Source organism: Pandoraea sp. ISTKB (assembly GCF_001721285.1).
Lineage (GTDB): Bacteria > Pseudomonadota > Gammaproteobacteria > Burkholderiales > Burkholderiaceae > Pandoraea > Pandoraea capi.
Genome location: NZ_MAOS01000001.1, coordinates 1 through 25,243, shown reverse-complemented (window position 1 = coordinate 25,243; position 25,243 = coordinate 1). Strand labels below are relative to the sequence as shown.

Here is a 25,243-nt window from a genome sequence, read left to right as displayed (position 1 = left end):
CCGTTCAGCCTTCGACGATTTCCACGGTGTGGGTGATCTCCGCCGTCTTGGCGAGCATGATCGACGCCGAGCAGTACTTGTCGTGCGACAGGTTAACGGCGCGCTCCACGGCGCTCGGGTTCAGGTTGCGTCCCGTCACGGTGAAGTGGAAGTGAATCTTCGTGAAGACCTTCGGATCTTCGCTGGCGCGCTCGGCCTTGAGCGTGACGCTGCAATCCTTGACGTCGGCACGGCTCTTCTTGAGGATCATCACCACGTCGTACGCGGTGCACCCGCCGGTGCCGACCAGCAGCATCTCCATCGGACGCGGCGCCAGATTGTTACCGCCGCCTTCCGGTGCGCCATCCATCGCGACAATGTGTCCGCTACCCGTCTGTGCGATGAAGGACATGCCACCCGGGCCCATCCAGCTAACCTTGCATTCCATGATTTGAAACCCCGATATCCCATTCAAGCAAAAATTGTAGCGGCTTCCGCGAACCTGCGTACGATGCCGCCGCGAACCTGGATTACCGCGATTTGCGGATCAGGTTGCTGCATCGCAATATTGGCGCTTTTTTGATCGGGTTTTGAGGGGGATAAACCCTAAATTTAGGGTTTGGGCTCTAGTGGTGGCGCTTGGTCACGATTTTTTAACGACGCAAGTATTTGATTTATATGTGAATTTATTTGATTTGCCTGTTTTGTTGGCATTTCATATTATGGTGTTGCATTTCGCACTATAAATTTTCTTGCATCGCAACAATCCGTTTGCTACACTGCAGTCATTGGTTGTTGTGCTTCACAGCAACGCTGCAAGTGTCTCCTCCACCCTCCTCCTTTGGTGGATTTAACCCGGACCCCTTGAGGTTCGGGTTTTTTTTTGTGCCGCCGGAAACGCCGTTTACCGGAAGGGTGATTTTTCTGTATAATCAACGGCTTTTCCGGAAATACCCCACGGAAAAAGCATCAGGGAGAGCCTGCAAGCACAGGACTGCGCCATGTGACCTCGAGTCACCAGGACGCGGCCGGCAGACAAGCAGGAAGTTGGTGTTAATGGGGCAAACGCATTTTATTTGGATCGATCATGAAGACGTTTTCCGCTAAGCCGGCAGAGGTGACGCGCGAATGGTTTGTGATTGACGCGACGGACAAAGTCCTCGGCCGTGTCGCCAGCGAAGTGGCACGCCGTCTGCGCGGCAAGCACAAGCCTGAATTCACGCCGCACGTTGATACTGGTGACTACATCATCATCGTCAATGCTGCCAAGCTGAAAGTCACGGGCGCAAAGCAAACTGACAAGAAGTACTACCGTCACACGGGTTACCCGGGCGGTATCTACGAAACCACGTTCGGCAAGATGCAAGAGCGTTTCCCGGGCCGTGCGCTCGAGAAGGCGGTCAAGGGCATGCTGCCGAAGGGTCCGCTGGGCTACGCGATGATCAAGAAGCTGAAGGTTTACGCCGACGGCAATCATCCGCACGAAGCGCAGCAACCGAAGTCGCTCGAGATCTAAGGGCCACGCCATGTACAAAAACGATTGGAACTACGGCACCGGCCGTCGCAAGAGCGCTGTTGCTCGTGTGTTCATCAAGGCTGGCAAGGGCGACATCATCGTCAATGGCAAGCCGATCAAAGAGTACTTTGCTCGCGAAACGTCGCTGATGATCGTTCGTCAGCCGCTCGAGTTGACCAACCACGCTGAAACGTTCGACATCAAGGTCAACGTGTCGGGCGGCGGTGAAACGGGTCAAGCCGGTGCGGTTCGCCACGGCATCACCCGCGCACTGATCGACTACGATGCGACGCTCAAGCCGTCGCTGTCGAACGCAGGCTTCGTTACGCGCGATGCCCGTGAAGTCGAACGTAAGAAGGTTGGCTTCCACAAAGCCCGCCGCCGTAAGCAATTCTCGAAGCGTTAATCGCCCGAGTGCTTGTGGGCATCCACTTCGGTGGATGCAAGGAAAGGCCGCCTCGTGCGGCCTTTTCGCATTTTTGGGGCGAGCGGCGAGACGTCGGCCGTGCATCGCGCGTGCTGCGTCACCGTCCCACAAGTGTCGTGGAAGCTTGATAGAATCGCGGTTCCGATTGAAAGGGGTAGGACATGGTCAAGGTAGGTATCGTAGGCGGCACCGGCTATACCGGTGTGGAGCTGCTCCGTTTGCTGGCGCAGCACCCGGAAGTGAAGTTGACGGCAATTACCTCGCGCAAGGAAGCGGGTACGCCGGTCGCCGATATGTATCCGAACCTGCGAGGCCGTGTCGACCTGGCGTTCTGCACGCCCGACGATGCCCGTCTCACCGATTGCGACGTGGTGTTCTTCGCCACTCCGCACGGTGTGGCGATGGCTCAGGCCCGCGAGCTGCTGGCCGCCGGCGTGCGCGTGATCGACCTCGCCGCCGACTTCCGCCTGAAGGACATCGCCACGTTCGAGAAGTGGTACGGCATGCCCCACGCCTGTCCGGACATTCTGGAAGAAGCGGTCTACGGCCTGCCCGAAATCAATCGCGACAAGATCAAGAGCGCACGCGTGATCGGTCTGCCGGGTTGCTATCCGACGTCTGTGCAACTGGGCTACGCGCCGTTGTTTGCCGGCGGTCGCAAGCTGGTCGATCCGAAGCACCTGATCGCCGATGCCAAGTCGGGCGCGAGCGGTGCCGGTCGCAAGGGCGAGACGTCGCTGATCCTCGCGGAGACGGCCGACAACTTCAAGGCGTATGGCGTGAAGGGCCATCGCCACCATCCGGAAATCAAACAGGGTCTCGAAGCGATCGCCGGTTACGACGTGGGCCTGACGTTCGTGCCGCACCTGCTGCCGACGATTCGCGGCATTCATTCGACGCTGTACGCGACGATTCTGCCCGAAGCGCGCGATACGGATTTCCAGGCGCTGTTCGAGACGTACTACGCGGGCGAGCCGTTTGTGGACGTGCTCCCGGCCGGCTCGATGCCGGAAACGCGCTGGGTGCGTGCGTCGAATTACGTGCGCATGGCCGTGCATCGTCCGAACAATGAAGACATGCTGGTGATCCTCGTGGTCGAGGATAACCTGGTCAAGGGCGCGTCCGGCCAGGGCGTGCAATGTATGAACCTGATGTTCGGCCTGCCGGAGAACATGGGTCTGACCCATATTCCCGTACTGCCGTAACGGTATTTATCGTCACTAAGCCCTTGATTTTCCGGCCATCGGCACGAATTTAGGAATAGGGCTAGAATGACACCAAACCGATTTATGGAGATTTGCGATGAGCGCACTGCTTGAGGACGCCGTCACGGAAATGCCCGCATTCCTGGTCTTTACCGACAGCGCTGCGGACAAGGTCAAGCAATTGATCGACGAAGAAGGCAACCCCGACCTGAAACTGCGCGTTTTCGTGCAGGGTGGCGGCTGCTCGGGCTTCCAGTATGGTTTCACCTTCGATGAAGACGTCAACGAAGACGATACCGTGCTCGACAAGAACGGCGTGTCGCTGTTGATCGACTCGATGAGCTATCAATACCTCGTCGGTGCTGAGATCGACTACAAGGAAGACATCAACGGCGCACAGTTCGTGATCAAGAACCCGAACGCATCCACGACCTGTGGCTGCGGTTCCTCGTTCTCGGTCTGAGCGAAGCGACGTCAGTTCGATGGTAGTAAGAGAAAGGACCCGAAAGGGTCCTTTTCTCGTTTACAGCGGCCGATGATCGTTTGCGCCCGACGCTGCGCTCAACGCGGATAGATCGCACCGAGAATGCGCAGGCCCTTCGCGCCGGTCACGGACGGCAGGTTGCCCGGCTGGCGCGCCACACAGCGCTCGGCGAGCCATGCGAAGGCGCGCGCCTCGACTTGATGCGGGGGAACGCCGAGCGCTTCCGTCGTCGCCACCGTCACCCCCGGCAGGCGTGCCGCGATGGCCTGCATGAGCGTCTGGTTACGCGTGCCGCCGCCGCAGGCGTAGAAGCCCTTGCAGTCCGGGGCGTAGCGCAGCACGTCGTGCGCGACACACTGCGCTGTGAGCGCGACGAGCGTGGCTTGTACGTCCACCGGCGACACCTTTGGGAAGCGTGCGAGATGCGTATCGAGCCACGCGGCATGAAAGAGGTCGCGGCCGGTGCTTTTCGGGGGCGTCTGACGGAAGTAAGGCTCGCTGAGCAGGGCGCCGAGCAGGGCGTTGTCGACGCGCCCGGTCGCGGCCCACGCGCCGCCGTCGTCATAGGATTGACCGATGTGACGGGCCGCCCAGCCGTCGAGCAGCGCATTGCCGGGGCCGCAATCGAAGCCATAAACCGGTTGTCCCAGCGACGCCGCAGGCAAAATCGTCACGTTGCTGATGCCGCCGAGATTGCATACGACGCGCGTCTCGCCGTCGCTGGAAAACATGGCCTGATGATAGGCAGGTACGAGCGGTGCGCCCTGTCCACCAGCCGCGACGTCGCGGCTGCGGATGTCCGCGACGACATCGATGCCGGTCAGCTCTGCGAGCAACGCCGGGGCGTTGAGTTGACGTGTGTAGCCGATGCCGTCGAATTCGCCGGGGCGATGCCGGATCGTCTGCCCATGGGCGCCGATGGCCGTCACGTCGGCCGCCGACAGTCCGGCGGTCCCGAGCAGTTTGTGCACACACTCCGCATAGATGCGCACCAACGCGTTCGCCGCCAGGGCTTCCCGATGCAGTTCGTTCTCGGAGGGCGCTTGCAGCACCATCAGCGTCTCGCGCAATTCGTTCGGGAACGGCAGGTAGGCCTCGGCAAGCACGCGGCCGTCGGCAGCGGCGACAAGTACGCCGTCGACGCCATCAAGACTCGTACCAGACATCAGGCCGATGAAGTGAGCGGGTGCGGCGGTGGTGGTGGGGCGGGTGTCGGTCATGTGCGCAACGCGATCGAGCTAGGAGCCGGAAGGGGGATTCCCTTGGTCTCTTGGTAAAGCGCACCGCACGGGGAGGCGCGTGAATCACGCGCAACCCCGCACAGTGCGGCCTCCAGCATACCTTAATCGCGCTCGGCGACTTGTACCGTGCGCATCAGATCGATGCGCTTGAGCAGGTTTTCGGCGTACATGTCGAACAGCTTCAGGCGATTGCCCGAGAGCGGTGCGACGGCCGCGACATCCGTTGCGAACGGATTGCGCGGCACGCCCTTGAGGCGCAGTTCGTAGTGCAGGTGCGGGCCGGTGGCCCAGCCCGTCTGGCCGACGAAGCCGATGACCTGACCTTGCGTGACACGCGTGCCGGGTTTCATGCCTTGGCCGAAGCCGGAGAGATGGGCGTAGCGCGTTTCGTAGCTGCCCGCGTGTTCGATTTCGACCAGATTGCCGTAACCGTTCTGCGTGCCGACGAACTTCACCACGCCGTCACCGGCGGCAAAGACGCGCGTGCCGACAGGCGCTGCGAGATCCACGCCTTCATGCTTTTTCCACTTGTGCTGGAACGGGTGCTCACGTCCGCCGAACGCCGACGAAATTCGCGAGAACTCGACCGGCGTGCGCAGGAAAGCCTGCTTCAGGTTGCGGCCGTCGAAGCCGTAGTACGCGCCGTCTGACGTTCCTTGCGGATCGGCGTACCAGATGGCCTGATGCGTCTTGCCCTGATTGATGAACTCGATGGCGAGCACGCGGCCGGTGCGCACGGTGCGGTCCTGCTGCTTGACCACTTCGTACACGAGACGGAAGCGATCGCCACGGCGCACGTCGCGCTGGAAGTTGATCACGCCGGAGAAGATGTTCACCATCTGCGCGACGACGGCATCGGGCACGCCCGCATCGTCCATCGCGGTGAAGAAGTTGCCGGCAATCGCCCCGGAGCGCATGGCCCACTCGGTGTCGTTCGCCAACTGCTCCATGCGGGCGTTCAGACGGCCGGCGTCGTTACGCTCGATCACCAGTTGCTGGGCCGCGGCGCTGCCGGTCGAGAGCACGGTGGAGAGCGTGACGAGCTTGCCGTCGTCGTCGGTTTCGGCCTGCACGACCTGCCCTGCGGGCACGCCGATCAGACGCCGGGCGACGGCATTGTCACGAATGAACTTCTCGGCAGCGGGGTCCTGGATCGACAGCCGCGAGAGCATGTCGCCGAGGGTTTCGCCGCGCCGTAGCGCCACTTGATGAATAAAGGTCTGAGATTGCGCGTCGAGCTGCTGGATCTGTTTGGCCAGGTCGGGGAAGGTGAGCGGCAAAGTCACGCTCGCGCCGTTGCGTACCGAATCCGGCACCATCGGTGCCACGCCGAAAGCGGTCACCATTCCCAACGTCAGGGCCGAACCGACCGTCGCCACGATTTGCACCTTTCTGCGACGGTGCTTCGGCTGCGTGGGATCGATCAGGGTCAGCAGTTCACGCGCAAAAAAATCACGGAGTTTTGGCCACATCACGTAAAATTCTGCGCAACTTACGAAAAAAGCCCGGGCGGAGCGACACGCTTCGAGATTGCCTGCCGGAAATTCCGGGGCAACCCGGCGTCGCTTCGGCCCGAGCCGAGAATTGAGCGGCAATTATAGCAGACCCGCCGCTGCCTCCGCCTTTACTGACTGGATAAGGGGAAACCCCCGACGCAGTCTGGACAATGATGTTATGACAAGTGAACACGCACTCACCTCGGAAAAGAAGTACCCCGTGACCGATGCCGCACGCGCTGCCCTGGCCATTGCCAAGCGCGGTTGCGACGAACTGCTCGTCGAAGAGGAGTTCCTGCAGAAGCTGGCTCGCAGCGAAGCGACGGGCAAGCCGCTGCGCATCAAGCTGGGTCTCGATCCGACCGCGCCCGACATTCACATCGGCCACACGGTGGTGCTCAACAAGATGCGCCAGTTGCAGGATCTGGGGCATACCGTCATCTTCCTGATCGGCGATTTCACCTCGCTGATCGGCGATCCGTCGGGCCGCAACAGCACGCGTCCGCCGCTCACGCGCGAGCAGATCGAGACCAACGCCAAGACGTATTTCGAGCAGGCGGCACTGGTGCTCGACCGTGAAAAGACCGAAATCCGCTACAACAGCGAATGGTCGATGAAGCTGGGCGCGGACGGCATGATCAAGCTCGCCTCGCGCTACACCATGGCGCGCATGCTCGAGCGTGAAGACTTCACGAAGCGTTTCCAGGGCGGCGTGCCCATCGCCATCCACGAATTCCTCTACCCGCTGATGCAGGGCTACGATTCGGTCGCGCTGGAGTCCGATCTCGAACTCGGCGGCACGGATCAGAAGTTCAACCTGCTCGTGGGCCGTGAATTGCAGAAGCAATACGGTCAGGAGCCGCAGTGCATTCTGACGATGCCGTTGCTCGAAGGGCTGGATGGCGTCGAGAAGATGTCGAAGTCCAAGCACAACTACATCGGCATCAGCGAGAAGCCGAGCGAGATGTTCGGCAAGCTGATGAGCATCTCGGACGATCTGATGTGGCGCTACTACGAGCTGCTGTCGTTCCGCTCGCTCGAAGAGATCGCCCAACTGCGCAAGGACGTCGAAGGCGGCCGCAACCCGCGCGACGTGAAGGTGCTGCTCGGTCAGGAGATCGTGGCGCGCTTCCACTCGCAGGCCGACGCCGAGCGTGCGCTCGAAGACTTCAATGCGCGCGCCAAGGGTGGCGTGCCGGACGATATTCCGGAAGTTTCCCTCGATGGCGCACCGCTGGGCATTGCCCAACTGCTCAAGCAGGCGGGACTCGTGCCGTCGACGTCGGAAGCCAACCGCAACATCGAACAGGGCGGCGTGCGTATCGATGGCGAAGTCGTGTCCGACAAGGGCGCGAAGATCGACGCCGGGACTTACGTCGTGCAAGTGGGCAAGCGCCGCTTTGCGCGCGTGACGCTCGCCTGAGCGTCGGCGCTTCCTGAAGGACTGCGATGATCGCGCTCATTCAGCGTGTGCTCGAAGCCGCGGTGACGGTCGATGGCCGCACCGTGGGCGCGATCGGCCCGGGGCTGCTCGCGCTCGTGTGTGCCGAGCGCGGCGACACCGAGGCGAGCGCAGACAAGCTGCTCACGAAGCTGCTCGGCTACCGCGTGTTTTCCGACGAGGCGGGCAAGATGAACCGCAGCGTGTCCAGTCTCGACGGCAAGACCGACGGCACGGGCACGGCGGGCGGTTTGCTGCTTGTCTCGCAGTTCACGCTCGCGGCCGATACCAACAGCGGTACGCGTCCGAGTTTCACGCCTGCGGCCAGCCCGGCCGACGGCAAACGTCTCTTCGATCATTTCGTGACGCAGGCGCTTGCGCGCCATCCCATCGTGCAAACCGGTGAATTCGGGGCGTACATGCGCGTCTCGCTCGTCAACGACGGGCCGGTGACGTTCTGGCTCCGAACGTCGCCGGACGCTGCCTGACATCGTTGGCATCTCCCGATCGCCCGATCTCTCGTCATCCCGAAAATCGCTCGGAATCGTCCTGAAGTCTCGGGCTGACCGCACGCGATTCGTGACGGTGTGATACCGTCGTCGGGTTCCGAAATCACACATTCACAGCTTGGGAGTATCTGATGAAAGTCTGGAGTGACTCGTTTGCCGACAACGCCGCGATCGACGCGCAATTCGCCTTCGGCAAACCGGACGCACAGTCGCACGTCGCACTGTCGCAGAACAAGAATCCCCATCTCGCCTGGTCCGATGCGCCTGCCGGTACGCGTTCGTTTGTCGTGATCTGTACCGACAGCGACGTGCCGAGTCAGGGCGATGACGTCAACAAGGAAGGTCGCGAAGTGCCGGCGGATCTGCCGCGCGTCGACTTTTTCCACTGGGTGCTCGTCGACGTGCCTGCATCGGCCAGCGAGATCCCGGCAGCGAGCCACAGCAATCACGTCACGCCGCGCGGCAAGTTCGGCCCGGACGCGCTCGACGGCATGCGCCACGGCGTGAACGACTACACCGCCTGGTTCGCCGGCGACGACTCGATGAAGGGCGACTACTACGGCTATGACGGCCCGTGCCCGCCGTGGAACGACACGATCGTTCACCACTATCACTTCACCGTCTATGCGCTCGATGTGGCCCGCGTGCCGCTCGACGGCCGTTTCGACGGCAACGACGTGCTCGCCGCGATCAAGCCGCACGTGCTGGGCAGCGCCAGCGTGACCGGCACCTACACGCTCAACCCGAAGGCGCTCTGAAGGCGAGCCGCCGGTTTTTCATCATCCAACGTAATTGCCATCGATGACCCGTACGACCGCCACGACGACTACGCTCACCCTGATTCGCCACGGCGAAACCGACTGGAACCGTGTCAAACGGATTCAGGGGCACACCGACATTCCGCTCTCGGCCGAGGGCGAGCGTCAGGCGGTGTTGCTTGGGGAGCGGATTGCGCGTGAGGTGACGGCGCATGGCAGTGTGTTCGATCACGTGTTGACGAGCGACTTGCAGCGCGCGGTGCAGACGGCAGAGCCCGTCGCGCAGGCGTGTGGTTTGCCGCTCGTGCGCACGGCGCGTCTTCGGGAGCGTCATTACGGCGTTTTCGAGACGCGCGTGCCCGATGAGATTCAGGCGGATTTTCCGCAGGACTACGCCCGTTGGCAGACCCGCGATCCGGACTTCACGATTCCTGATGGTGAATCGATGCGTGGTTTCTACACGCGCATCACCGATTTCGTCACGCAGTTGCTGGGCGACTATGCCGGCCAGCGTGTGGCGCTCGTCGCGCATGGCGGGGTGCTGGACTGCTGCTATCGGCTGGCGACGGGGCTCGCACTGACCGAGCCGCGCGCGTACCCGTTGCTCAATGCGAGCGTGAACCGTCTGGCGTACGACGGCGAGCGGTGGCAGGTGCTGAGCTGGGGAGACGTCACGCATCTCGACGACGCCGTGCGCGATGAAAGCAATGACAAACCGGTCGAAGTCGCCGCGGGCGATCGCGTCGACCCGCGAGTGGTGTGATGCGTTGAGGTGCGTCTAACGGGCTGGCGGGCGGGCTTACGGACTAACCCGGCGCGCCAACCTAGCGCTCCAGCGAGGGTGTCGTGACGACGACCGCTGGGGTAGCGAGCGCACGGCGCCGTGCGCGATGCGCCACGCTGTTGCGCATCGACCAGCGCGCGACCTGCGCCATATGACGCACGGCAGGCCGCACCGTCAGGCGGCGAAGCGTCGCTCGGTCGTCGAAGCCGAGCATCGTCTGTGACCAGTCGGGCAGCAGATCGATGCCCGCGCGAAACAACAATCCACTGAACACGCGAGCGCCTGCGAACGGCGCGGGCAAGTTGCGCAGCACGCGCACGACTTCCGCCGTGCGTTCGCTGGCGACGAGCGACGGGCGCATCGATTCGAGATAGTCGTCGATCTGCGCCACGCTCGTCGGCACGTCGCGCGCGCCGAGCGCGATCGCGATGCGTGCCACTTCCGCGTAATACCGATCCTGATCGCTGCGTGAGAACGCGGGATGCTTGTAGACGAGATAACTGCGCAGGAAGCTCGACGTCTCGGCGACATGGACCCACGTCAGTAATGCAGGGTCGTAGGCTGCGTAAGAGCGTCCGTCCGGCGCCGTGCCCTTGACCTGAAGATGGATGCGCCGCACGCGTTCGAGCAGTGCTTCGGCATCGGCCGTATTGCCGAAGGTCGTGCCGCCGATGAACGTGGCGGTCCGGCGCAGACGCCCCATCACATCCTCGCGGAACGTCGAGTGATCCCAGACGCCAGCCATCGCAAGCGGATGCAGCGATTGCAGCAGCAGGGCGCTCACGCCCCCGATCATCATCGACGTGAAATCGCCGTGCACGTGCCAGCAGGCGGCATCGGGGCCGAAAAGGCCGGGATCGCCGTCAGGGGTGTCGTAGTTCAGACGGGGCGCGCCGGGGCCTGAGGTCAGGCTCACGAGGCGCATGGCGATGGCGTGCCGCAGACGTCCCGACACGCCCGTCACCGGCCCGGCGGGCCGCAGGGGCGTTGCCGGGGGCGGTGTGGGCAGGTCGTCGTGCGAAGCCATGATGGGCGATGGTCGGTCGATGAGACGTCGTGGCGGACGTATCGATGAGTCGGTGAATCGGTGAATCAGGCAGGTCAGCGTTTGCAGCTCGTCGTTTACTTGCCCGTCGTCGTGTCCGGTGACCACAGCGAGCCGCTCTCCGGTGCGCTGCCGGGGGCGGCGAGGCCGAAGTGGCGGTAGGCCGCGAGCGTGGCGACGCGTCCGCGCGGCGTGCGTTGCAGGAAGCCTTGCTGGATCAGGTACGGCTCGATGACGTCTTCAATGGTGTCGCGCTCCTCGCCGATGGCGGCGGCGAGGTTGTCGACGCCGACCGGGCCGCCGTCGAACTTGTGCAGCACGGCTTCGAGAAGCTTGCGGTCCATCACATCGAAACCGACCGCGTCGACGTCGAGCATCGACAGCGCAGCATCGGCAACGGCTGCCGTGATGCGACCGTCGGCGCGCACTTCGGCGTAATCGCGTACGCGGCGCAGCAGGCGGTTGGCGATACGCGGCGTGCCGCGCGCGCGGCGGGCGATCTCATACGCGCCATCGTCCGCGATCACGGCGCCAAGCAGGCCCGCCGACCGACGCACGATGCCGGCGAGTTCCTCCGCCGAGTAGAACTCCAGCCGTGCCACGATCCCGAAGCGGTCGCGCAGCGGGTTCGTCAGCATGCCGGCGCGGGTCGTCGCCCCCACGAGCGTGAACGGCTGAAGATCGAGCTTGACGCTGCGCGCCGCCGGACCTTCGCCGATCATGATGTCGATCTGGTAGTCCTCGAGCGCGGGGTACAGGATTTCCTCGACGACCGGCGAGAGCCGGTGAATTTCGTCGATGAACAGGACGTCGTTCGCTTCGAGATTGGTCAGCAGGGCAGCAAGGTCGCCCGGACGCTCGAGCACCGGCCCGGAGGTCTGGCGCAGATGCACGCCCATTTCGCGGGCGATGATGTGGGCGAGCGTTGTCTTGCCCAGACCCGGCGGGCCGAAAAGCAGCACGTGGTCGAGCGGTTCCGAGCGCTTGCGAGCCGCTTCGATGAAGATTTCGAGCTGGTCGCGCACCTTGCGCTGGCCGACGTATTCGTCGAGCAGCTTGGGGCGCAGCGCGCGCTCGAAGGCTTCTTCGTTGGGCGAGGCCGGAGTCGGCGCGATGATGCGCTCGGCGGCGAGTTTGTCGGTTTCGATCATGGCTGCATTGTAGCGCTTCGGACGGTCGATCGATCAGCCGACCAGTCGCCCGCGCTTGACGCGCAGGCCCTTGGCGGCGAGCGCCGGCGCGACCTCGGACAGCGCCGCGTAGGTGTCGCCGTTATGGGCATGGCAGATGGCCACGCCGAGCGCGTCGGAGGCGTCCTTGCCCGGCGTGCCGGTCAGCGTGAGCAGGCGGGTGACCATCTCCTGCACCTGCTCCTTGCGGGCGCGTCCGTAACCCACGACCGCCTGTTTGAGCTGCATCGGCGTGTATTCGAAGACTTCCAGCCCGCCGACCGACAGCGCCGTGATGGCCGCGCCGCGCGCCTGACCGAGCAGCAGCGTGGATTGCGGGTTGACGTTGACGAACACCTTTTCGATGGCGGCCTGATCGGGCCGGTACGTGTCGACCAGTTCAGCCACGCTCTCGAAGATGATGCGCAGGCGTGCGGCCAACGTGCCGTCGCCGGTGCGGATGACGCCGCTCGTCACATATTGCAGACGGTTGCCGTGCTTTTCGAGCACGCCGAAGCCGGTGACGCGCAAGCCGGGGTCGATGCCAAGAATTCTCATGCGGGGGCCGGTGATCGACGCACAGCGCCGATTGGGGGCAAAAAAGCTAGTATGGTCCGTATTCTGGCACAGCCGCCCCGGGGCATGGCGCGAAGTCGCCAACGGCGGCGACGGTCAGGGTGCGTTTCGTCATGCAAGACAGTCATTGGGCGAGGCGTGCGCGGCGGATCCGGGGGATCGTGAGGCGAGCGGACGGGGGGCCGTGGCCGGTCGCGTCGATATGCCGCAGGGCTGGCGGGCAGTGACGCGGGGCGCTGCGCGTCGCGCGACGGCGGATTGTTGTACATTGCTTGCTGTTCAAAATATTCGACGGCCTGCCCCCGGGCCGCCTGTCCCCGATGCTCTGGATCAAAGCGCTTCACATCGTTTTCGTCGCCTCGTGGTTTGCCGGCCTGTTCTACCTGCCGCGCATTTTCGTCAACCTCGCGATGGAGAGCGATCCGGCCGCGACGCAGCGTCTGTTGCTCATGGCGCGCAAGCTCTATCGCTTCATGACGATCCTCGCCGTGCCCGCGCTCGCTTTCGGACTGATCCTCTGGCTGTACTACGGCATCGGCCGCTACGGCGGCTGGTTGCATGCCAAGCTGCTCATCGTGGTGCTGCTGATCGGCTATCACCACGCCTGCGGCAGTCTGCTGCGCAAGTTCGAAACGGGACGCAACACACGCTCGCATCGCTGGTATCGCTACTTCAACGAGATCCCGGTGCTGGGCCTGCTCGGCGCGGTGATCCTCGCTGTCGTCAAGCCGTTCTGACCGGCGCGAGGTCGCCCGCTCTGCGTATCGTTACGAACATCACACAAATCACACACGTCGCCATGCAGCGAAAGCGCTGCCCCTAAGCGCCAACCACCGATAGCAAGAGGAGTTTGCCGTGAGTCTGACCTGCGAGTATTTCGTGGCGACGCAGTCGCCCTATGTGTATCTCGGGCATGCGCGTTTCGTGGCGCTGGCACGTCGTTACGACGTCCAGATCCAGCTCAAGCCGATGGATCTGGGACGCATCTTCAACGGTTCCGGCGGGCTGCCGCTGGCCAAGCGCGCACCACAGCGTCAGACCTATCGTCTGGTGGAGCTGGCGCGCTGGTCGAAGTATCTCGACGTGCCGATGAACCTGAACCCCCAGTTTTTCCCGGTGTCGGCCGATCCGTCTGCACGTCTCGTGATCGCGACGCAGCTCGCGCACGGTACCGACAAGGCGCTGGAACTGATCGGCGCGATATCGAAGGCCCTGTGGGTCGACGAGCAAAACATTGCCGACGACGACACGTTGCAAGCCGTTGCCGACAGCCTGTCGCTCGACGGCAAGTCGCTGCTCGCCGCGTCGCACGGCGCGAGCGTTCAGGCGGCCTATGACGCGAATACCGATGACGCGGCGAGCGCCGGTGTGTACGGCGCGCCGTGGTTCGTCTTCGAAGGTGAACCCTACTGGGGCCAGGACCGCCTCGATTTTCTCGAGCGCGCCTTCGCGCAGGCCAGCGGCAAGACCGCTTGACGCTGCGTCGGTCCGATCTCCTCTCGTCAGACGTTTCAGACAATTCGACCGATTTCGACCGCTGCCGTCCGGCGAATCCGGACTGAGGCCGCGGCAACCCCCAAGGAGTGAGCAGCATGAGTCGTCCGGAAGTTGTGTTGTACAAGGGCGTGCCGCCAGACGTGCGTGAGCGGTTGGCCGAGCATTTTTCGCTGACCGAGTTCAACGGCGTGAACGATGGCAATCGCGCCGAGTTCGCGGCGGCGCTCGGCCGTGCGGACGGCGCCATCGGCGTGGGTGTGAACGCTACGCCGGCGCTGCTCGACGGCGCGCCGAAGCTCAAGGCATGGGCCACGGTCTCCGTGGGCTACGACCAGTTCGACGTGCCCGACCTCACGCGTCGCGGCATCTTGCTGATGAACACGCCCGACGTGCTGACGGAAACCACGGCGGACACCGTCTTCTCGCTGGTGCTCGCAAGCGCGCGTCGCGTGGTGGAGCTGGCCGAACTGGTGAAGGCCGGTGGCTGGACGTCGAGTCTCGGTGAGGCGTATTTCGGTACCGACGTGCAGGGCAAGACCATGGGCATCGTCGGCATGGGACGCATCGGCGGCGCGGTGGCGCGTCGTGCCGCGCTGGGCTTCGGCATGAAGGTGCTGTACAGCAACCGCTCGCGCAACGAAGCGGCGGAGCAGGCGTACGGTGCCGAACATCGTTCGCTGCCCGACCTGCTGGCGCAATCGGATTTCGTCGTGACGCTCGTGCCGCTGTCGCCGGCGACCGAACGTCTGATCGGCGCCAAGGAGTTCGCGCAGATGAAGCGCGGTGCGATCTTCATCAACGCGGCGCGTGGCATGGTGATCGACGAAGCGGCGTTGATCGACGCACTGGCCTCCGGTCATCTGCGCGCTGCCGGTCTCGACGTGTTCGAGCGTGAGCCGGTGTCGGTCGACTCGCCGCTGCTGAAGATGAAGAATGTCGTGGCGTTGCCGCACATCGGCTCGGCGACGCACGAGACGCGTCACGCGATGGCGTCTTGCGCGGCCGACAATCTGATCGCAGCGCTGACCGGCAAGCCGCTGCAAAACGTGGTGAATCCGCAAGCGCGTCAGCAATGAGCGGGTGCGCGTGACGACCGTATGACGGTCGGATTGCCGAGGTGGCGGCGTTGATCGACGTCGCGCTACGGCGAAAAATGACGAAGGGCGGAGTGCTGTTGCAGGCTCCGCCCTTCGTCATTTTGTTTTGCTGTGATCCGTGCGCTTCGTGCCTCGCCTTTTGTGTTTCGCTGCGGTGCGCTTCACTTCCCGTCGTTCGCCGTGCGCCGGCGATTGATGACTTCCTTCGCGCGCGCCAGTTGCGAAGGCAGGCGGTCGCCGAGCCGTAGCGCCATGCCGACGGCGAGCACGTCGCCGATGGCCAGATGCGCAATGCGCGACGTCAACGGCGAATACACGTCGGTGTCTTCGTCGACGTCGGCAAAGAGCGCCACCGTCGCCTGTCGCGCCAGCGGCGAATTGCTGTGCGTGATGGCGATCACACTGGCGCCCGCCGTGCGCGCGAGCGACGTGGCTTCGAGCAAGTCCTGCGTGCGTCCCGTGTTCGAGATGGCGACGACCACATCCCCTTGCCCGAGCAGCGCGGCCGACATCCCGTAGACATGCGGGTCGTTATACGCCACGGCGGGCACGCCGAGCCGGAAGAACTTGTGCTGCATGTCCTGTGCGGCAATCCCCGAGGCGCCCGCGCCGTAAAACTCGATACGTCGCGCGGTGGCAAGCAGGTCGATCGCCTGTCCGATGCTGTCGGGTGAGAGATTGTTGCGTACCTGCATGAGGCTGCCGATGGTGCGATCGAGCACCTTGCTGGCGATGCCCGGCACCGGCTCGTCTGGCCGCACGTCGCGGTGAACGAACGGCACACCCTGCGCAATGCCCTGCGCCAGACGGATCTTGAATTCGCGATAGCCGCTGCATCCGACGGCCTGACAGAAGCGGGCGATCGTCGGTTGGCTGACGTTGGCGCGCTCGGCAAGTTCGTTCATCGATAGGTCGACGACTTCGCGCGGTGCGTCCAGCACGTAGGTCGCGAGCTTGCGCTCGGACGGGCGCAATTGGGTCAGCGTGGCTTCGATTCGGTTAAGCATGGCAGGCAGCAGGCACCAACAAAAGCAGACGCGCAGCGATGGCCGCTCCGCGTCATTCCCCCTTATGCCCGGTGTGACGTCACCCGCCGATAACGGCGCAGGCGTGACGAACCCGGCTTGGTCAGGCGCCCACTATAGCACCCGCAAGCCTCGTGGCATCGGCTTGTTCACACACGTGTTGCCATCCGCCGAGGGATAGAAATGTACAAAAACTACAGAAATACGTCATTCCACATTATGAATTGATGTTTCTCAATACGGCACAATATCGCGTAAGTGACGGAAATGACTCAGTAAAACCCCGAATGCGGATGTCTTTCGATTGATGGTGTGTAGAATTTCTACTAAACTCCGCTCCCAATTGCCCCGATCCGTCTCCGAGCCGCCGCCTGCGCGGCCCGCACCCGGCAGACGCGTCGGGGGCACCGCAATCCCCAAACCGGTTACCGGCGTGAATCTTTCCGCATGATGTCTGAGCAAACGAAGTCCCTGCACCCGACCGTACTGGCGGTGACTGCCCGCGTCGCCGCGCGCAGCCGCGACACGCGTACCGCGTATCTGGCCCGCATCGACGCGAGCGCCGGGCGCTTTCCGCAGCGCGGCGCACTGTCCTGTGCCAATCTCGCGCACGGCTTCGCGGCCATGCCTGCCAACGACAAGTTGATCCTGCGCGAGCAGCGTCGCCCGAACGTGGGCATCGTCACTGCCTACAACGACATGCTCTCGGCGCATCAGCCGTATGAGCAATATCCGACGCGTCTGCGCGAGGCCGCCCGTAAGCTGGGCGCCACGGCACAGGTGGCGGGCGGCGTACCCGCGATGTGCGACGGCGTGACGCAAGGCAATGCCGGCATGGAGCTGTCGTTGTTCTCGCGCGAAATCATCGCGATGAGCACGGCGATTGCGCTCTCGCACAACATGTTCGACGCGGCGCTCATGCTCGGCGTGTGCGACAAGATCGTGCCGGGTCTCGTAATCGGGGCCTTGCAGTTCGGCCATCTGCCGACGATCTTCGTGCCGGCCGGGCCGATGGCCAGCGGCCTGTCGAACGATGAAAAAGCCAAGATTCGCCAGTTGTACGCCACCGGTAAAGTCGGTCGCGACGCGCTGCTCGAATCCGAATCGCAGGCGTATCACAGTGCCGGCACGTGCACCTTCTACGGCACGGCCAACAGCAATCAGTTGCTCATGGAAATCATGGGCCTGCATCTGCCGGGCGCGGCGTTCGTGCATCCGCATACCGAATTGCGCGACGCACTGACCGACGCGGCGCTCGCGCGCGTGCTGGCCATCGGCGCGGACACCCCCGACTACACCCCGATCGGCCACGTGGTCGACGAGCGTGCCGTCGTCAACGGCATCGTCGGTTTGCTGGCCACGGGCGGCTCGACCAACCACACGCTGCACCTGGTAGCGATGGCGCGTGCGGCCGGCGTCATCATCGACTGGGACGATTTCGACGCGCTGTCGGCGATCGTGCCGCTCATGGCGCGCGTCTACCCGAACGGCAAGGCCGACGTGAATCACTTCCACGCGGCCGGCGGCATGGGTTTCCTCACGGGTGAACTGCTCGACGCCGGTTTGCTGCATGAGGACGTCAAGACCGTGGCCGGTCCGGGGCTGTCGCGCTATCGCGCCGAGCCGTGGCTGTCGTCCGAAGGGCTGGCGTGGCGCGCAGGGAGCGCCTACAGTGGTGATCGTGACGTCTTGCGCGGCCATGCCGAGCCGTTCGCTCCCGATGGCGGACTGCGGCTCATGCACGGCAATCTGGGGCGGGGCGTCATCAAGGTGTCGGCGGTCAAGCCGGAACATCGGCGCGTGGCTGCAACGGCACGCGTATTTACTTCGCAGGAAGCGGTCCAGGCCGCGTTCGACGCCGGTGAGCTGCGTCGTGACGTGGTCGTGGTGTTGCGCGGCCAGGGGCCGCGCGCCAATGGCATGCCCGAGCTGCATCGCCTCACCCCGCTGCTCGGTGTCTTGCAGGACGAAGGGTTCGCCGTGGCGCTCGTGACGGATGGCCGGATGTCGGGCGCGTCGGGCAAGGTGCCTGCCGTGATTCACGTGTCGCCCGAGGCGGCCGGCGGTGGCCCGCTCGCGCGGGTGCGCGACGGCGACCTGATCGTGCTCGACGCCAACGCCGGCATGCTGCACGCCGAGGTGTCGCCGCAGGACTGGGCCGCGCGCGAGATCGCGCCGGTGCCCGTGTCGGGCGACGACACCGGACGTCTGCTCTTCGGCCACATGCGTGCGGCCGTGGGCGCGGCGGAGACGGGCGCTTCCGTGTTCTTCAGTACTGAGTGACGTCGAGCGGGCAACAGGTGCGCAAGGGACGACAAGCGCCGACCGTGCAAAACGCAAGACCTCACAGCATTCAAGGAAAACGTAATGGACATCAATGACATCGTTCGTGCCGGCCCCGTGGTTCCGGTGCTCCAGTTCGATAACGTCGAGCAAGGCGAGCAAGTCTCGCGTGCGCTGCTCGCGGGCGGCGTGCGAGTGCTCGAAATCACGCTGCGCACCCCGGCGGCGATGGACGTCATCCGCCATGTGGCGGGCCTGTCCGACGAGCTGATCGTTGGCGTGGGCACGCTCACGCGCCCCGAAGAAATGGCGCAAGCCGTGGCCGCCGGTGCGCGCTTCGGCGTGTCGCCGGGTTACACGCCTGCGCTGGGTGCAGCCGCGAAGGCGGCCGGCCTGCCGCTGCTGCCGGGCGTGGTCACGCCCTCGGACATTCTGGCGGCGCTCGCCGATGGCTACGAGACGGTGAAGTTCTTCCCGGCGGAACCGTCGGGCGGTGTGCCGATGCTCAAGGCGCTGTACGGCCCGTTCCGCGACGTGCGTTTCTGCCCGACGGGCGGCATCAGCGCCGAGTCGGCGCCGTCGTATCTGGCGCAGCCGAACGTGGTGTGTGTGGGCGGCTCGTGGTTGACGCCCAAGGCGCTGGTCGACGCGAAGGACTGGGACGGCATCACGCGACTCGCCCGCGCGGCGAGCGCACTGCCCCGCGGTTGAGGGTTGAAGGCTGACGGCTGAATCGTGGCCATCAGGTCGAGGTCGTCACGCGTAGTTCATGTCACAACGATCGTGCAGCACCCGCTTCATCGAATAACAGGATTTCAATAAACGGGCGCGAGCCCAACGGGCATCCGCCCATCTAGCCAAACGAGGAGACCCCCCATGGTCGCGGTGCAAGGCAACTTGCTGCTGGTGTACGCGCTTGTCGCGGTAATCGCGCTGATTCTGATGATCGCGCGTTTCAAACTGAACCCGTTCATTACGCTGATCGTCGTCTCGCTCGTGCTCGGGCTGGCGGTGGGCATGCCGATGGGCGGGATCGTCAAGGCATTCGAGACGGGCGTGGGCAACACGCTGGGGCACATTGCGCTCGTGGTCGGTCTGGGGACGATGCTCGGCAAGATGATGGCCGAGTCCGGGGGCGCGGAGCGCATCGCGCGCACGCTGATCGGCTTCTTCGGTGAGAAGAACGTGCACTGGGCGATGGTCGTGATCGCGTTCATCGTCGGTCTGCCGGTGTTCTTCGAAGTCGGCTTCGTGCTGCTGATTCCGATTGCGTTCAACGTCGCGAAGCGCACCGGCACCTCGATGGTGCTCGTGGGGATTCCGATGGTGGCCGGTCTGTCGGTCGTGCACGGCCTGATTCCGCCGCACCCGGCGGCGCTGCTGGCAGTGACCGCCTACAACGCCGACATCGGTCATACCATCATGTACGCGCTGATCGTTGGCATTCCGACGGCCGCCATCGCCGGCCCGCTGTTCGCCAAGCTGATGGCGCGTCACGTGGTGCCCAATCCGGACAATCCGCTGCTCGCCCAGTTCGTCGACGAAGACCGTCCGATGGACAAGCTGCCGGGCTTCGGCATCACGCTGTTCACGATTCTGCTGCCGGTGATTCTGATGCTCATCGGTAGCTGGGCCGATCTGTTCTTCGCACCGAAGACGTTCGCCAACGACTTCCTGCGTCTGATCGGCAACTCGGTGATGGCGCTGCTCATCGCCACGCTCGTGAGCTTCTTCACGTTCGGCAAGCAACGCGGCTTCAATCGCGACCAGATCCTGAAGTTCACCAACGAGTGTCTGGCACCGATCGCCACCATCACGCTGGTGGTGGGTGCCGGTGGCGGTTTCGGGCGTATCCTGATGGACAGCGGCGTGTCGAAGGCGATCGTCGACGTGGCGAACAACGCGCATCTCTCGCCGCTGCTGCTAGGCTGGCTGGTGGCGGTGCTGATCCGTATCGCGACGGGCTCGGCCACGGTGGCCATGACGACCGCCTGCGGTATCGTCGCCCCGATTGCGGCCGCGGCCGGTGCGACCGTCAAGCCGGAACTGATGGTGCTGGCCACGGGCGCGGGTTCGCTGATTCTGTCGCACGTGAACGACGGCGGGTTCTGGCTGGTCAAGGAGTACTTCAACATGACCGTGCCGCAGACCTTCAAGACGTGGACGGTTTGCGAGACGATCATCTCGGTCGTAGCGCTCCTGCTCACGCTCGGCCTCGCAACGGTGGTCTGAGGCAACAAGGTGGCACGGATGGGGCAGGGCATGCAGCAAGAGCAACACGCCGGCGCGAGCCGGCACGGAACAAGGAGACGAGCCATGATCGTCGTGGTAATGGGCGTATCGGGCAGCGGCAAGAGCACGGTTGGGCAAATGCTCGCCGACCGTCTGGGCTGCGGGTTTTCCGACGCGGATTCGTTTCACAGCGCCGCGAACATCGAGAAGATGCGACGGGGCGAAGCGCTCAACGACGAGGACCGCGCACCGTGGCTTGCCGCGATTCGCGAGGCGATCGTCGCGCGTCGTGTGGCGGGGCGTCATCACGTGTTCGCGTGCTCGGCATTGCGTGCCCGCTATCGCGATGTGCTCGGTGAGCACGACGGCGACGTCGTGTTCGTCTACCTCAAGGGGGCACCCGAGGTGATCGGCGAGCGTCTGGCGTCGCGCTCGGGGCATTTCTTCGATCCGGCCTTGCTGCAAAGCCAGTTCAGCACGCTCGAAGAGCCGCGCGATGCGCTGATCATCGACATCCGCGAGTCGCCCGACGCCATCGTCGAAACCCTCCTGCACAAGCTTGCCGCCTGCCCCGGCGGCATACCGCTGACGCCCGCCGGGTCGGCGCGCGTACAATAGCGGTTTATTCCCCCAACCGGCGCTTCGCGCGCCGGTCGTACGCATCAACATGGCTTCCTTCGAATTCTTTGCGCCCTGTCCTCGCGGACTGGAAGAGGCGCTTGCCGCCGAACTGGCAGAAATGGGGCGTCTCGCCCCGATCTCGGTGGGCAAACAGGTGCCCGGTGGCGTGCATTTCGCCGGTCCGTGGGCGGCCGGCATGGCCGCCAACCTGCATTCGCGCATCGCGAGCCGCGTGCTGCTGCGCGTGGCCCAGCAGGGCTATCGCACCGAACAGGACATCTACGAATTCGCCCTGCGTCAGCGCTGGGAAGACTGGTTCGGCTATCAGCAGACGCTGCGTGTCGACGTCACCGGCATCAAGGCGCCGGTGCGTAGCCTCGAATTCGTCACGCTGCGTGTGAAGGACGCCGTATGCGACCGCCTTCGCGAGAAGACCGGTGCGCGTCCGAACATCGATACCACGCAGCCCGACGTGCGTGTGTTCGCCTTCCTGACCGCCACCGACGCCACGTTGTATCTCGATACGTCCGGTGAGCCGCTGTTCAAGCGTGGCTGGCGTCTGGACAAGGGCGCTGCGCCGCTGCGCGAGAACCTCGCCGCCGGCATTCTGCGTCTGGCGGGCTGGCGCACCGATACGGCGGCCGACATGGTGCTGTACGACCCGATGTGCGGCAGCGGCACGTTCCTCGCGGAAGCCGCGCAGATCGCGCTCGGCGTGCCCGCCGGGGCAGGTCGCCGCTTCGGTTTCGAAAAGCTCAAGGGCTACGACATCACCGGGTGGCAATCGCTCAAGGTGCAGGCGAGCGATGCGCAGCGCGACGCCCGTGTGCGCGGCGTGCCCGACTCGATCTTCGGCAGCGATATTTCCGGCGACATGCTGGTCAAGTCGCGCGCCAACCTGGAGCGTGCCGGCGTGGGCGACATCGGCCTGAAGCAGGTGGATGCCCGCGACATGTCGCCGCCGGTGGATCGCCCCGGGATCATCGTCGCGAACCCGCCGTATGGTGAGCGTATCGAAGTGCGCGGCCGTCGTGCGCCGCGCGATGCCGACGACGGCTATTCGCCGGACGTGCAAGGCAATCGCGGCGGCAACTTCCAGCGCAATCAGCCGGACGGTGTCGATGCGGCATTCTTCCGCGCCTTCGGTGACGCACTCAAGCAACGCTTCACTGGCTGGAGCGCGTTCCTGCTGACGGCGGACATGAGCCTGCCGGGGCAGATGCGTTTGCGTGAGTCGCGTCGTACGCCGCTGTACAACGGCGCGCTCGAATGCCGTCTGTTCCGCTTCGACCTGATCGCGGGTTCCGTGCGCAAGCGCGGCGAGCACGCAGAGCGTGGTGAACGAGAGGGCGATGCACCTCGCGAGGACGGCGAAGCGTAAGCATCGCGCGTGCTGTTCGACGTCATGAAAAAGACCGGCCATTGGCCGGTCTTTTGTTTTGCGCGGGCGGTGTTGAAGCCGGCGACGCAGCTCGTCAACAATCGGTGACGGCAGGTGCCGAGCTCGAGCGATGCACGGGCGGCGGTGGCGGCGGTGGCAGTGCCGCGCGCTGCGCCGCGCGCCGGTGCCGGGCCGTGACGGCCAGACGCTCACGCAGATCGCTCGGCGCGATCCGTGCCCGGCGCGGGTCGCACGCCACGTTCTCCGGGTCGGACAAATCGCTCTCGTAGTCGGCGCTGGTGCGCGGCGAGTATCCGGCGACATCGAGAAAGCCGAGCGTCGTCACGTCGCGCAGCCAGCGCTCGGTGTCGCAAGTGATCGCGTGATGGCTCACGATGTCGTCGATGAGCTGCCCTTCGCGCGGATCGGGGCGAATCTGCCAGATGTCGCGCGTGGCTTCCCAGTGCGGCCAGATTTGTCCGCCTGCACCGTAATGGCAGTAGGCCAGCGCCTGATAGGCCTTGCGGCATGTGTCTCGCATCGCGTAGCAATGCGGACGGTCGAGCGTGGCGATGTCGAGCACTCGCGCGAGGCTGCCGTTGGCGTCGACGGTGGCGCTGTAGAAGTACACCCACCGGTTGGCGGTGTCGAGTGACCACGGCACGGCGATATCGTGGCCGAACGTCTGGAGGATGCGCAGCGTCAGGATGTCGTCCGCGACGTGGGCATCCTCGTAGCGGGTGAGGACCGATTGTGCCCACATGTTGAGCGTCGGTGTGCCGGCGAGTCGTTCGAAAATCGTCCAGCCGGTCGGTCGCGGGATCAGACGACGCAGCAGATCGGTGGCGAGATCGATCGGCAGGCCGGTGTCTCTGAGCGCGTCGAGTGTGACTTCGTGATCTTCGAGTGTTGCGAGACGTCGCAGTGCCGCCGCCTGTTCCGCGCTACGGGCGGGTTGACCGTGCGCCGTCTTGCCGATGTAGCGCTCGACCTCGCGTCCGAACACGCTGTCCGGATGCACGGCGGCATCGTGCATGGCGGCCTTCGTCGGATTGCATTTGGGGTTGAGCGCTCTGATGTTGACGACGTCCGCCCAACTGAGCGTCCGGTAGATGGGTTCGAGGACCGGCGTGCTCGGGTGTGGCTGCGGTGCAGCGGCGGCCGACTGATGGTCTACGTTCATCGGATATCTCCTCGCGGACAATGTGAGAGGCGCCATTGTCCGGAAGGAATCCGCTACGAGATGTCGAGTTCTCCCGTCGGAATGTGCAAACGGGGATGGGGCTCGATCAGTGGCTGACTCGGTGGCTGACTCGGTGGCTGACTCAGTGGCTGACTCAGTGGCTGATTTAGGCGGGGCGCGACGTCAGAAAGCGCCGCAGGATGCCGTGCGAATAGTGGCTGGCGACGTCGCGAAGAAAGCGCGGGAAGTCGACGTGTGCGGTGTCGTCGGCGGCATCCGAGAGCGTGCGCATTACGGCAAACGGAATGCCGTACTCGTGACACACCTGTGCGACGGCAGCCCCTTCCATCTCGACGGCGAGCGCCTGCGGCAGGTGAGCGCGCAGCAGCGTGACTTCGCCGGCGCTGGAGACGAACCGGTCGCCGCTCGCGATCTGTCCGACGTGCACGCGCGGCGCCGTCATCCGAAGTTCCTCGCGCAGCGCAGCGTTCACCTGGGCGGTCATCTCCCCGGCGAGCCAGTCGCGTGCGGCTTGGGCGAGGGCGTCGCGCAGGGCCGATTCGGCGGAGAACGAGGCGCGTCCGAGCAGTGGGATTTCGAAGCGCGGGAAGAGGGGGCTGGCATCCATGTCGTGCTGCGTGAGCGTGTCGGCAATGACCACGTCGCCGACTGACAGTCCGTGCGCGAGGCCGCCCGCAACGCCGGTGAAGACGATCTCCTTCACGTCGAAGCGATGAATCAGCGCAGCCGTGGTGGCGGCGGCCGCCACTTTGCCGATGCGGGCGAGCACGATGACGCAGTCGTGACCGTGCAGCTTGCCCACGTGATAGTCGCGCATGCCGATGTGCTCGACGTGCGCGCCGGGGGCCATCTCCGCGAGCAGGTCGGCGATTTCTTCGTGGAGTGCGGCAACGATGCCTAACGTCATGATGCGTGACTCGATAGCGATGATGAGCGCGCATTGTAGCGCGGGGCTGCACCCTGTGATGGCGTGCAGCCCCGCGTTGGCGTTGACGACAATTCGTCGCCTTGATGATGCATTGTCGGCAGCGTCCGTGCGCCGTGTTTCGACGCCACGGACGTCAGCCTCACATCACTCGACTGCCTTGACCATTTCTTCGACGACCTTCTTCGCGTCGCCGAAGACCATCATGGTTTTGTCGAGGTAGAACAGCTCGTTGTCGAGACCGGCATAACCGGCGGCCATCGAACGCTTGTTGACGATGATCGTCTTGGCCTTGTAAGCCTCGAGAATCGGCATGCCCGCGATCGGCGATTGCGGATCGTTCTTCGC

General features: G+C 64.3%; 26 protein-coding genes. 16 read left to right on the top strand and 10 right to left on the bottom strand.

Annotated features, from left to right (window positions below; all coding sequences use genetic code 11):
* Positions 1-4: 4 nt before the first annotated feature.
* Positions 5-427, bottom strand: coding sequence for an OsmC family protein (locus A9762_RS00130; RefSeq protein ID WP_069340028.1), 423 nt, complete (start codon positions 425-427; stop codon positions 5-7).
* Between the two features lie 639 nt (positions 428-1,066).
* Between A9762_RS00130 and rplM the strand changes: the two genes are divergently transcribed.
* The 4 genes from rplM to erpA all read left to right on the top strand — a co-directional run bounded on the left by rplM (position 1,067) and on the right by erpA (position 3,590).
* Entirely contained in the window at positions 1,067-1,495 is a 429-nt protein-coding gene (gene rplM, locus A9762_RS00125) for a 50S ribosomal protein L13 (RefSeq protein WP_010805091.1), read from the top strand.
* Positions 1,496-1,505: 10 nt separating this feature from the next.
* Positions 1,506-1,901, top strand: a complete 396-nt coding sequence (gene rpsI, locus A9762_RS00120) for a 30S ribosomal protein S9 (RefSeq protein WP_069340027.1) — start codon at positions 1,506-1,508, stop codon at positions 1,899-1,901.
* A 182-nt stretch (positions 1,902-2,083) separates the two neighbouring features.
* Positions 2,084-3,127, top strand: a complete 1,044-nt coding sequence (gene argC, locus A9762_RS00115) for an N-acetyl-gamma-glutamyl-phosphate reductase (RefSeq protein ID WP_069340026.1) — start codon at positions 2,084-2,086, stop codon at positions 3,125-3,127.
* Between the two features lie 97 nt (positions 3,128-3,224).
* A complete protein-coding gene (gene erpA / locus A9762_RS00110; RefSeq protein ID WP_039396169.1) occupies positions 3,225-3,590 on the top strand; it encodes an iron-sulfur cluster insertion protein ErpA in 366 nt (121 codons plus the stop codon).
* 98 nt (positions 3,591-3,688) lie between these two features.
* Here erpA and A9762_RS00105 read toward each other — a convergent pair whose 3' ends face one another.
* Positions 3,689-4,831 (bottom strand): anhydro-N-acetylmuramic acid kinase, encoded by a 1,143-nt coding sequence (locus tag A9762_RS00105; protein ID WP_069340025.1) that lies wholly within the window; start codon positions 4,829-4,831, stop codon positions 3,689-3,691.
* A 122-nt stretch (positions 4,832-4,953) separates the two neighbouring features.
* Positions 4,954-6,324: a M23 family metallopeptidase gene (locus A9762_RS00100; protein WP_069340024.1), complete on the bottom strand. Its 1,371-nt coding sequence runs from the start codon at positions 6,322-6,324 to the stop codon at positions 4,954-4,956.
* Positions 6,325-6,526: 202 nt separating this feature from the next.
* On the opposite strand from A9762_RS00100, the gene tyrS reads away from it, so the two are divergent.
* The 4 genes from tyrS (at position 6,527) to A9762_RS00080 (ending at position 9,819) form a co-directional block, all read left to right on the top strand.
* Positions 6,527-7,771, top strand: a complete 1,245-nt coding sequence (gene tyrS / locus A9762_RS00095) for a tyrosine--tRNA ligase (protein WP_069340023.1) — start codon at positions 6,527-6,529, stop codon at positions 7,769-7,771.
* 26 nt (positions 7,772-7,797) lie between these two features.
* Positions 7,798-8,277, top strand: a complete 480-nt coding sequence (dtd, locus tag A9762_RS00090; RefSeq protein ID WP_069340022.1) for a D-aminoacyl-tRNA deacylase — start codon at positions 7,798-7,800, stop codon at positions 8,275-8,277.
* Positions 8,278-8,429: 152 nt separating this feature from the next.
* Entirely contained in the window at positions 8,430-9,056 is a 627-nt protein-coding gene (locus tag A9762_RS00085) for a YbhB/YbcL family Raf kinase inhibitor-like protein (RefSeq protein WP_069340021.1), read from the top strand.
* Between the two features lie 43 nt (positions 9,057-9,099).
* Positions 9,100-9,819 carry a histidine phosphatase family protein gene (locus A9762_RS00080; RefSeq protein WP_069340020.1) on the top strand — a complete coding sequence of 240 codons (720 nt, stop codon included), beginning with the start codon at positions 9,100-9,102 and terminating at the stop codon, positions 9,817-9,819.
* Between the two features lie 61 nt (positions 9,820-9,880).
* Here A9762_RS00080 and A9762_RS00075 read toward each other — a convergent pair whose 3' ends face one another.
* The 3 genes from A9762_RS00075 to ruvC all read right to left on the bottom strand — a co-directional run bounded on the left by A9762_RS00075 (position 9,881) and on the right by ruvC (position 12,612).
* The gene (locus A9762_RS00075) at positions 9,881-10,867 is read right to left on the bottom strand and encodes an oxygenase MpaB family protein (protein WP_069340415.1); all 987 of its coding nucleotides are present in this window, start codon (positions 10,865-10,867) and stop codon (positions 9,881-9,883) included.
* A gap of 95 nt (positions 10,868-10,962) precedes the next feature.
* Positions 10,963-12,036, bottom strand: coding sequence for a Holliday junction branch migration DNA helicase RuvB (gene ruvB / locus A9762_RS00070; protein ID WP_069340019.1), 1,074 nt, complete (start codon positions 12,034-12,036; stop codon positions 10,963-10,965).
* Between the two features lie 33 nt (positions 12,037-12,069).
* Positions 12,070-12,612, bottom strand: coding sequence for a crossover junction endodeoxyribonuclease RuvC (gene ruvC / locus A9762_RS00065; RefSeq protein ID WP_069340018.1), 543 nt, complete (start codon positions 12,610-12,612; stop codon positions 12,070-12,072).
* Between the two features lie 338 nt (positions 12,613-12,950).
* Here ruvC and A9762_RS00060 point away from each other — a divergent pair, with 338 nt between their 5' ends.
* From A9762_RS00060 to A9762_RS00050, 3 genes are all read left to right on the top strand, one after another.
* Complete coding sequence (locus tag A9762_RS00060; protein ID WP_069340414.1) at positions 12,951-13,367, top strand: CopD family protein; 417 nt, start codon at positions 12,951-12,953, stop codon at positions 13,365-13,367.
* A gap of 118 nt (positions 13,368-13,485) precedes the next feature.
* Entirely contained in the window at positions 13,486-14,106 is a 621-nt protein-coding gene (locus A9762_RS00055) for a 2-hydroxychromene-2-carboxylate isomerase (protein WP_069340017.1), read from the top strand.
* A 116-nt stretch (positions 14,107-14,222) separates the two neighbouring features.
* Complete coding sequence (locus A9762_RS00050) at positions 14,223-15,203, top strand: NAD(P)-dependent oxidoreductase (RefSeq protein ID WP_069340016.1); 981 nt, start codon at positions 14,223-14,225, stop codon at positions 15,201-15,203.
* Between the two features lie 182 nt (positions 15,204-15,385).
* Here the strand turns inward: A9762_RS00050 and A9762_RS00045 are convergent, their stop codons facing one another.
* Entirely contained in the window at positions 15,386-16,231 is an 846-nt protein-coding gene (locus tag A9762_RS00045; RefSeq protein WP_069340015.1) for an SIS domain-containing protein, read from the bottom strand.
* Between the two features lie 468 nt (positions 16,232-16,699).
* On the opposite strand from A9762_RS00045, the gene edd reads away from it, so the two are divergent.
* The 5 genes from edd (at position 16,700) to A9762_RS00020 (ending at position 22,766) form a co-directional block, all read left to right on the top strand.
* The gene (gene edd, locus A9762_RS00040; RefSeq protein ID WP_069340413.1) at positions 16,700-18,532 is read left to right on the top strand and encodes a phosphogluconate dehydratase; all 1,833 of its coding nucleotides are present in this window, start codon (positions 16,700-16,702) and stop codon (positions 18,530-18,532) included.
* Positions 18,533-18,616: 84 nt separating this feature from the next.
* Positions 18,617-19,243, top strand: coding sequence for a bifunctional 4-hydroxy-2-oxoglutarate aldolase/2-dehydro-3-deoxy-phosphogluconate aldolase (gene eda, locus A9762_RS00035; RefSeq protein WP_069340014.1), 627 nt, complete (start codon positions 18,617-18,619; stop codon positions 19,241-19,243).
* A 165-nt stretch (positions 19,244-19,408) separates the two neighbouring features.
* Positions 19,409-20,764, top strand: a complete 1,356-nt coding sequence (locus tag A9762_RS00030; protein ID WP_069340013.1) for a GntP family permease — start codon at positions 19,409-19,411, stop codon at positions 20,762-20,764.
* A gap of 84 nt (positions 20,765-20,848) precedes the next feature.
* The gene (locus A9762_RS00025) at positions 20,849-21,382 is read left to right on the top strand and encodes a gluconokinase (protein ID WP_069340012.1); all 534 of its coding nucleotides are present in this window, start codon (positions 20,849-20,851) and stop codon (positions 21,380-21,382) included.
* 49 nt (positions 21,383-21,431) lie between these two features.
* Positions 21,432-22,766, top strand: coding sequence for a class I SAM-dependent RNA methyltransferase (locus tag A9762_RS00020; protein WP_069340011.1), 1,335 nt, complete (start codon positions 21,432-21,434; stop codon positions 22,764-22,766).
* Between the two features lie 94 nt (positions 22,767-22,860).
* On the opposite strand, the gene A9762_RS00015 is transcribed toward A9762_RS00020, so the two are convergent.
* From A9762_RS00015 to A9762_RS00005, 3 genes are all read right to left on the bottom strand, one after another.
* The gene (locus A9762_RS00015) at positions 22,861-23,949 is read right to left on the bottom strand and encodes a hypothetical protein (RefSeq protein ID WP_069340010.1); all 1,089 of its coding nucleotides are present in this window, start codon (positions 23,947-23,949) and stop codon (positions 22,861-22,863) included.
* Positions 23,950-24,115: 166 nt separating this feature from the next.
* Positions 24,116-24,877, bottom strand: a complete 762-nt coding sequence (locus A9762_RS00010) for a 5'-methylthioadenosine/adenosylhomocysteine nucleosidase (RefSeq protein ID WP_069340009.1) — start codon at positions 24,875-24,877, stop codon at positions 24,116-24,118.
* Between the two features lie 165 nt (positions 24,878-25,042).
* On the bottom strand, positions 25,043-25,243 hold a 201-nt coding region (locus tag A9762_RS00005; protein WP_139133005.1), incomplete at its 5' end, for an NAD(P)(+) transhydrogenase (Re/Si-specific) subunit beta.

Excerpts from the sequence above, each read along its gene's own strand:
- A9762_RS00130 (WP_069340028.1), bottom strand. The coding sequence starts at position 427 with ATGGAATGCAAGGTTAGCTGGATGGGCCCGGGTGGCATGTCCTTCATC.
- rplM (WP_010805091.1), top strand. The coding sequence starts at position 1,067 with ATGAAGACGTTTTCCGCTAAGCCGGCAGAGGTGACGCGCGAATGGTTT.
- rpsI (WP_069340027.1), top strand. The coding sequence starts at position 1,506 with ATGTACAAAAACGATTGGAACTACGGCACCGGCCGTCGCAAGAGCGCT.
- argC (WP_069340026.1), top strand. The coding sequence starts at position 2,084 with ATGGTCAAGGTAGGTATCGTAGGCGGCACCGGCTATACCGGTGTGGAG.
- erpA (WP_039396169.1), top strand. The coding sequence starts at position 3,225 with ATGAGCGCACTGCTTGAGGACGCCGTCACGGAAATGCCCGCATTCCTG.
- A9762_RS00105 (WP_069340025.1), bottom strand. The coding sequence starts at position 4,831 with ATGACCGACACCCGCCCCACCACCACCGCCGCACCCGCTCACTTCATC.
- A9762_RS00100 (WP_069340024.1), bottom strand. The coding sequence starts at position 6,324 with ATGTGGCCAAAACTCCGTGATTTTTTTGCGCGTGAACTGCTGACCCTG.
- tyrS (WP_069340023.1), top strand. The coding sequence starts at position 6,527 with ATGACAAGTGAACACGCACTCACCTCGGAAAAGAAGTACCCCGTGACC.
- dtd (WP_069340022.1), top strand. The coding sequence starts at position 7,798 with ATGATCGCGCTCATTCAGCGTGTGCTCGAAGCCGCGGTGACGGTCGAT.
- A9762_RS00085 (WP_069340021.1), top strand. The coding sequence starts at position 8,430 with ATGAAAGTCTGGAGTGACTCGTTTGCCGACAACGCCGCGATCGACGCG.
- A9762_RS00080 (WP_069340020.1), top strand. The coding sequence starts at position 9,100 with ATGACCCGTACGACCGCCACGACGACTACGCTCACCCTGATTCGCCAC.
- A9762_RS00075 (WP_069340415.1), bottom strand. The coding sequence starts at position 10,867 with ATGGCTTCGCACGACGACCTGCCCACACCGCCCCCGGCAACGCCCCTG.
- ruvB (WP_069340019.1), bottom strand. The coding sequence starts at position 12,036 with ATGATCGAAACCGACAAACTCGCCGCCGAGCGCATCATCGCGCCGACT.
- ruvC (WP_069340018.1), bottom strand. The coding sequence starts at position 12,612 with ATGAGAATTCTTGGCATCGACCCCGGCTTGCGCGTCACCGGCTTCGGC.
- A9762_RS00060 (WP_069340414.1), top strand. The coding sequence starts at position 12,951 with ATGCTCTGGATCAAAGCGCTTCACATCGTTTTCGTCGCCTCGTGGTTT.
- A9762_RS00050 (WP_069340016.1), top strand. The coding sequence starts at position 14,223 with ATGAGTCGTCCGGAAGTTGTGTTGTACAAGGGCGTGCCGCCAGACGTG.
- A9762_RS00045 (WP_069340015.1), bottom strand. The coding sequence starts at position 16,231 with ATGCTTAACCGAATCGAAGCCACGCTGACCCAATTGCGCCCGTCCGAG.
- edd (WP_069340413.1), top strand. The coding sequence starts at position 16,700 with ATGTCTGAGCAAACGAAGTCCCTGCACCCGACCGTACTGGCGGTGACT.
- eda (WP_069340014.1), top strand. The coding sequence starts at position 18,617 with ATGGACATCAATGACATCGTTCGTGCCGGCCCCGTGGTTCCGGTGCTC.
- A9762_RS00030 (WP_069340013.1), top strand. The coding sequence starts at position 19,409 with ATGGTCGCGGTGCAAGGCAACTTGCTGCTGGTGTACGCGCTTGTCGCG.
- A9762_RS00025 (WP_069340012.1), top strand. The coding sequence starts at position 20,849 with ATGATCGTCGTGGTAATGGGCGTATCGGGCAGCGGCAAGAGCACGGTT.
- A9762_RS00020 (WP_069340011.1), top strand. The coding sequence starts at position 21,432 with ATGGCTTCCTTCGAATTCTTTGCGCCCTGTCCTCGCGGACTGGAAGAG.
- A9762_RS00015 (WP_069340010.1), bottom strand. The coding sequence starts at position 23,949 with ATGAACGTAGACCATCAGTCGGCCGCCGCTGCACCGCAGCCACACCCG.
- A9762_RS00010 (WP_069340009.1), bottom strand. The coding sequence starts at position 24,877 with ATGACGTTAGGCATCGTTGCCGCACTCCACGAAGAAATCGCCGACCTG.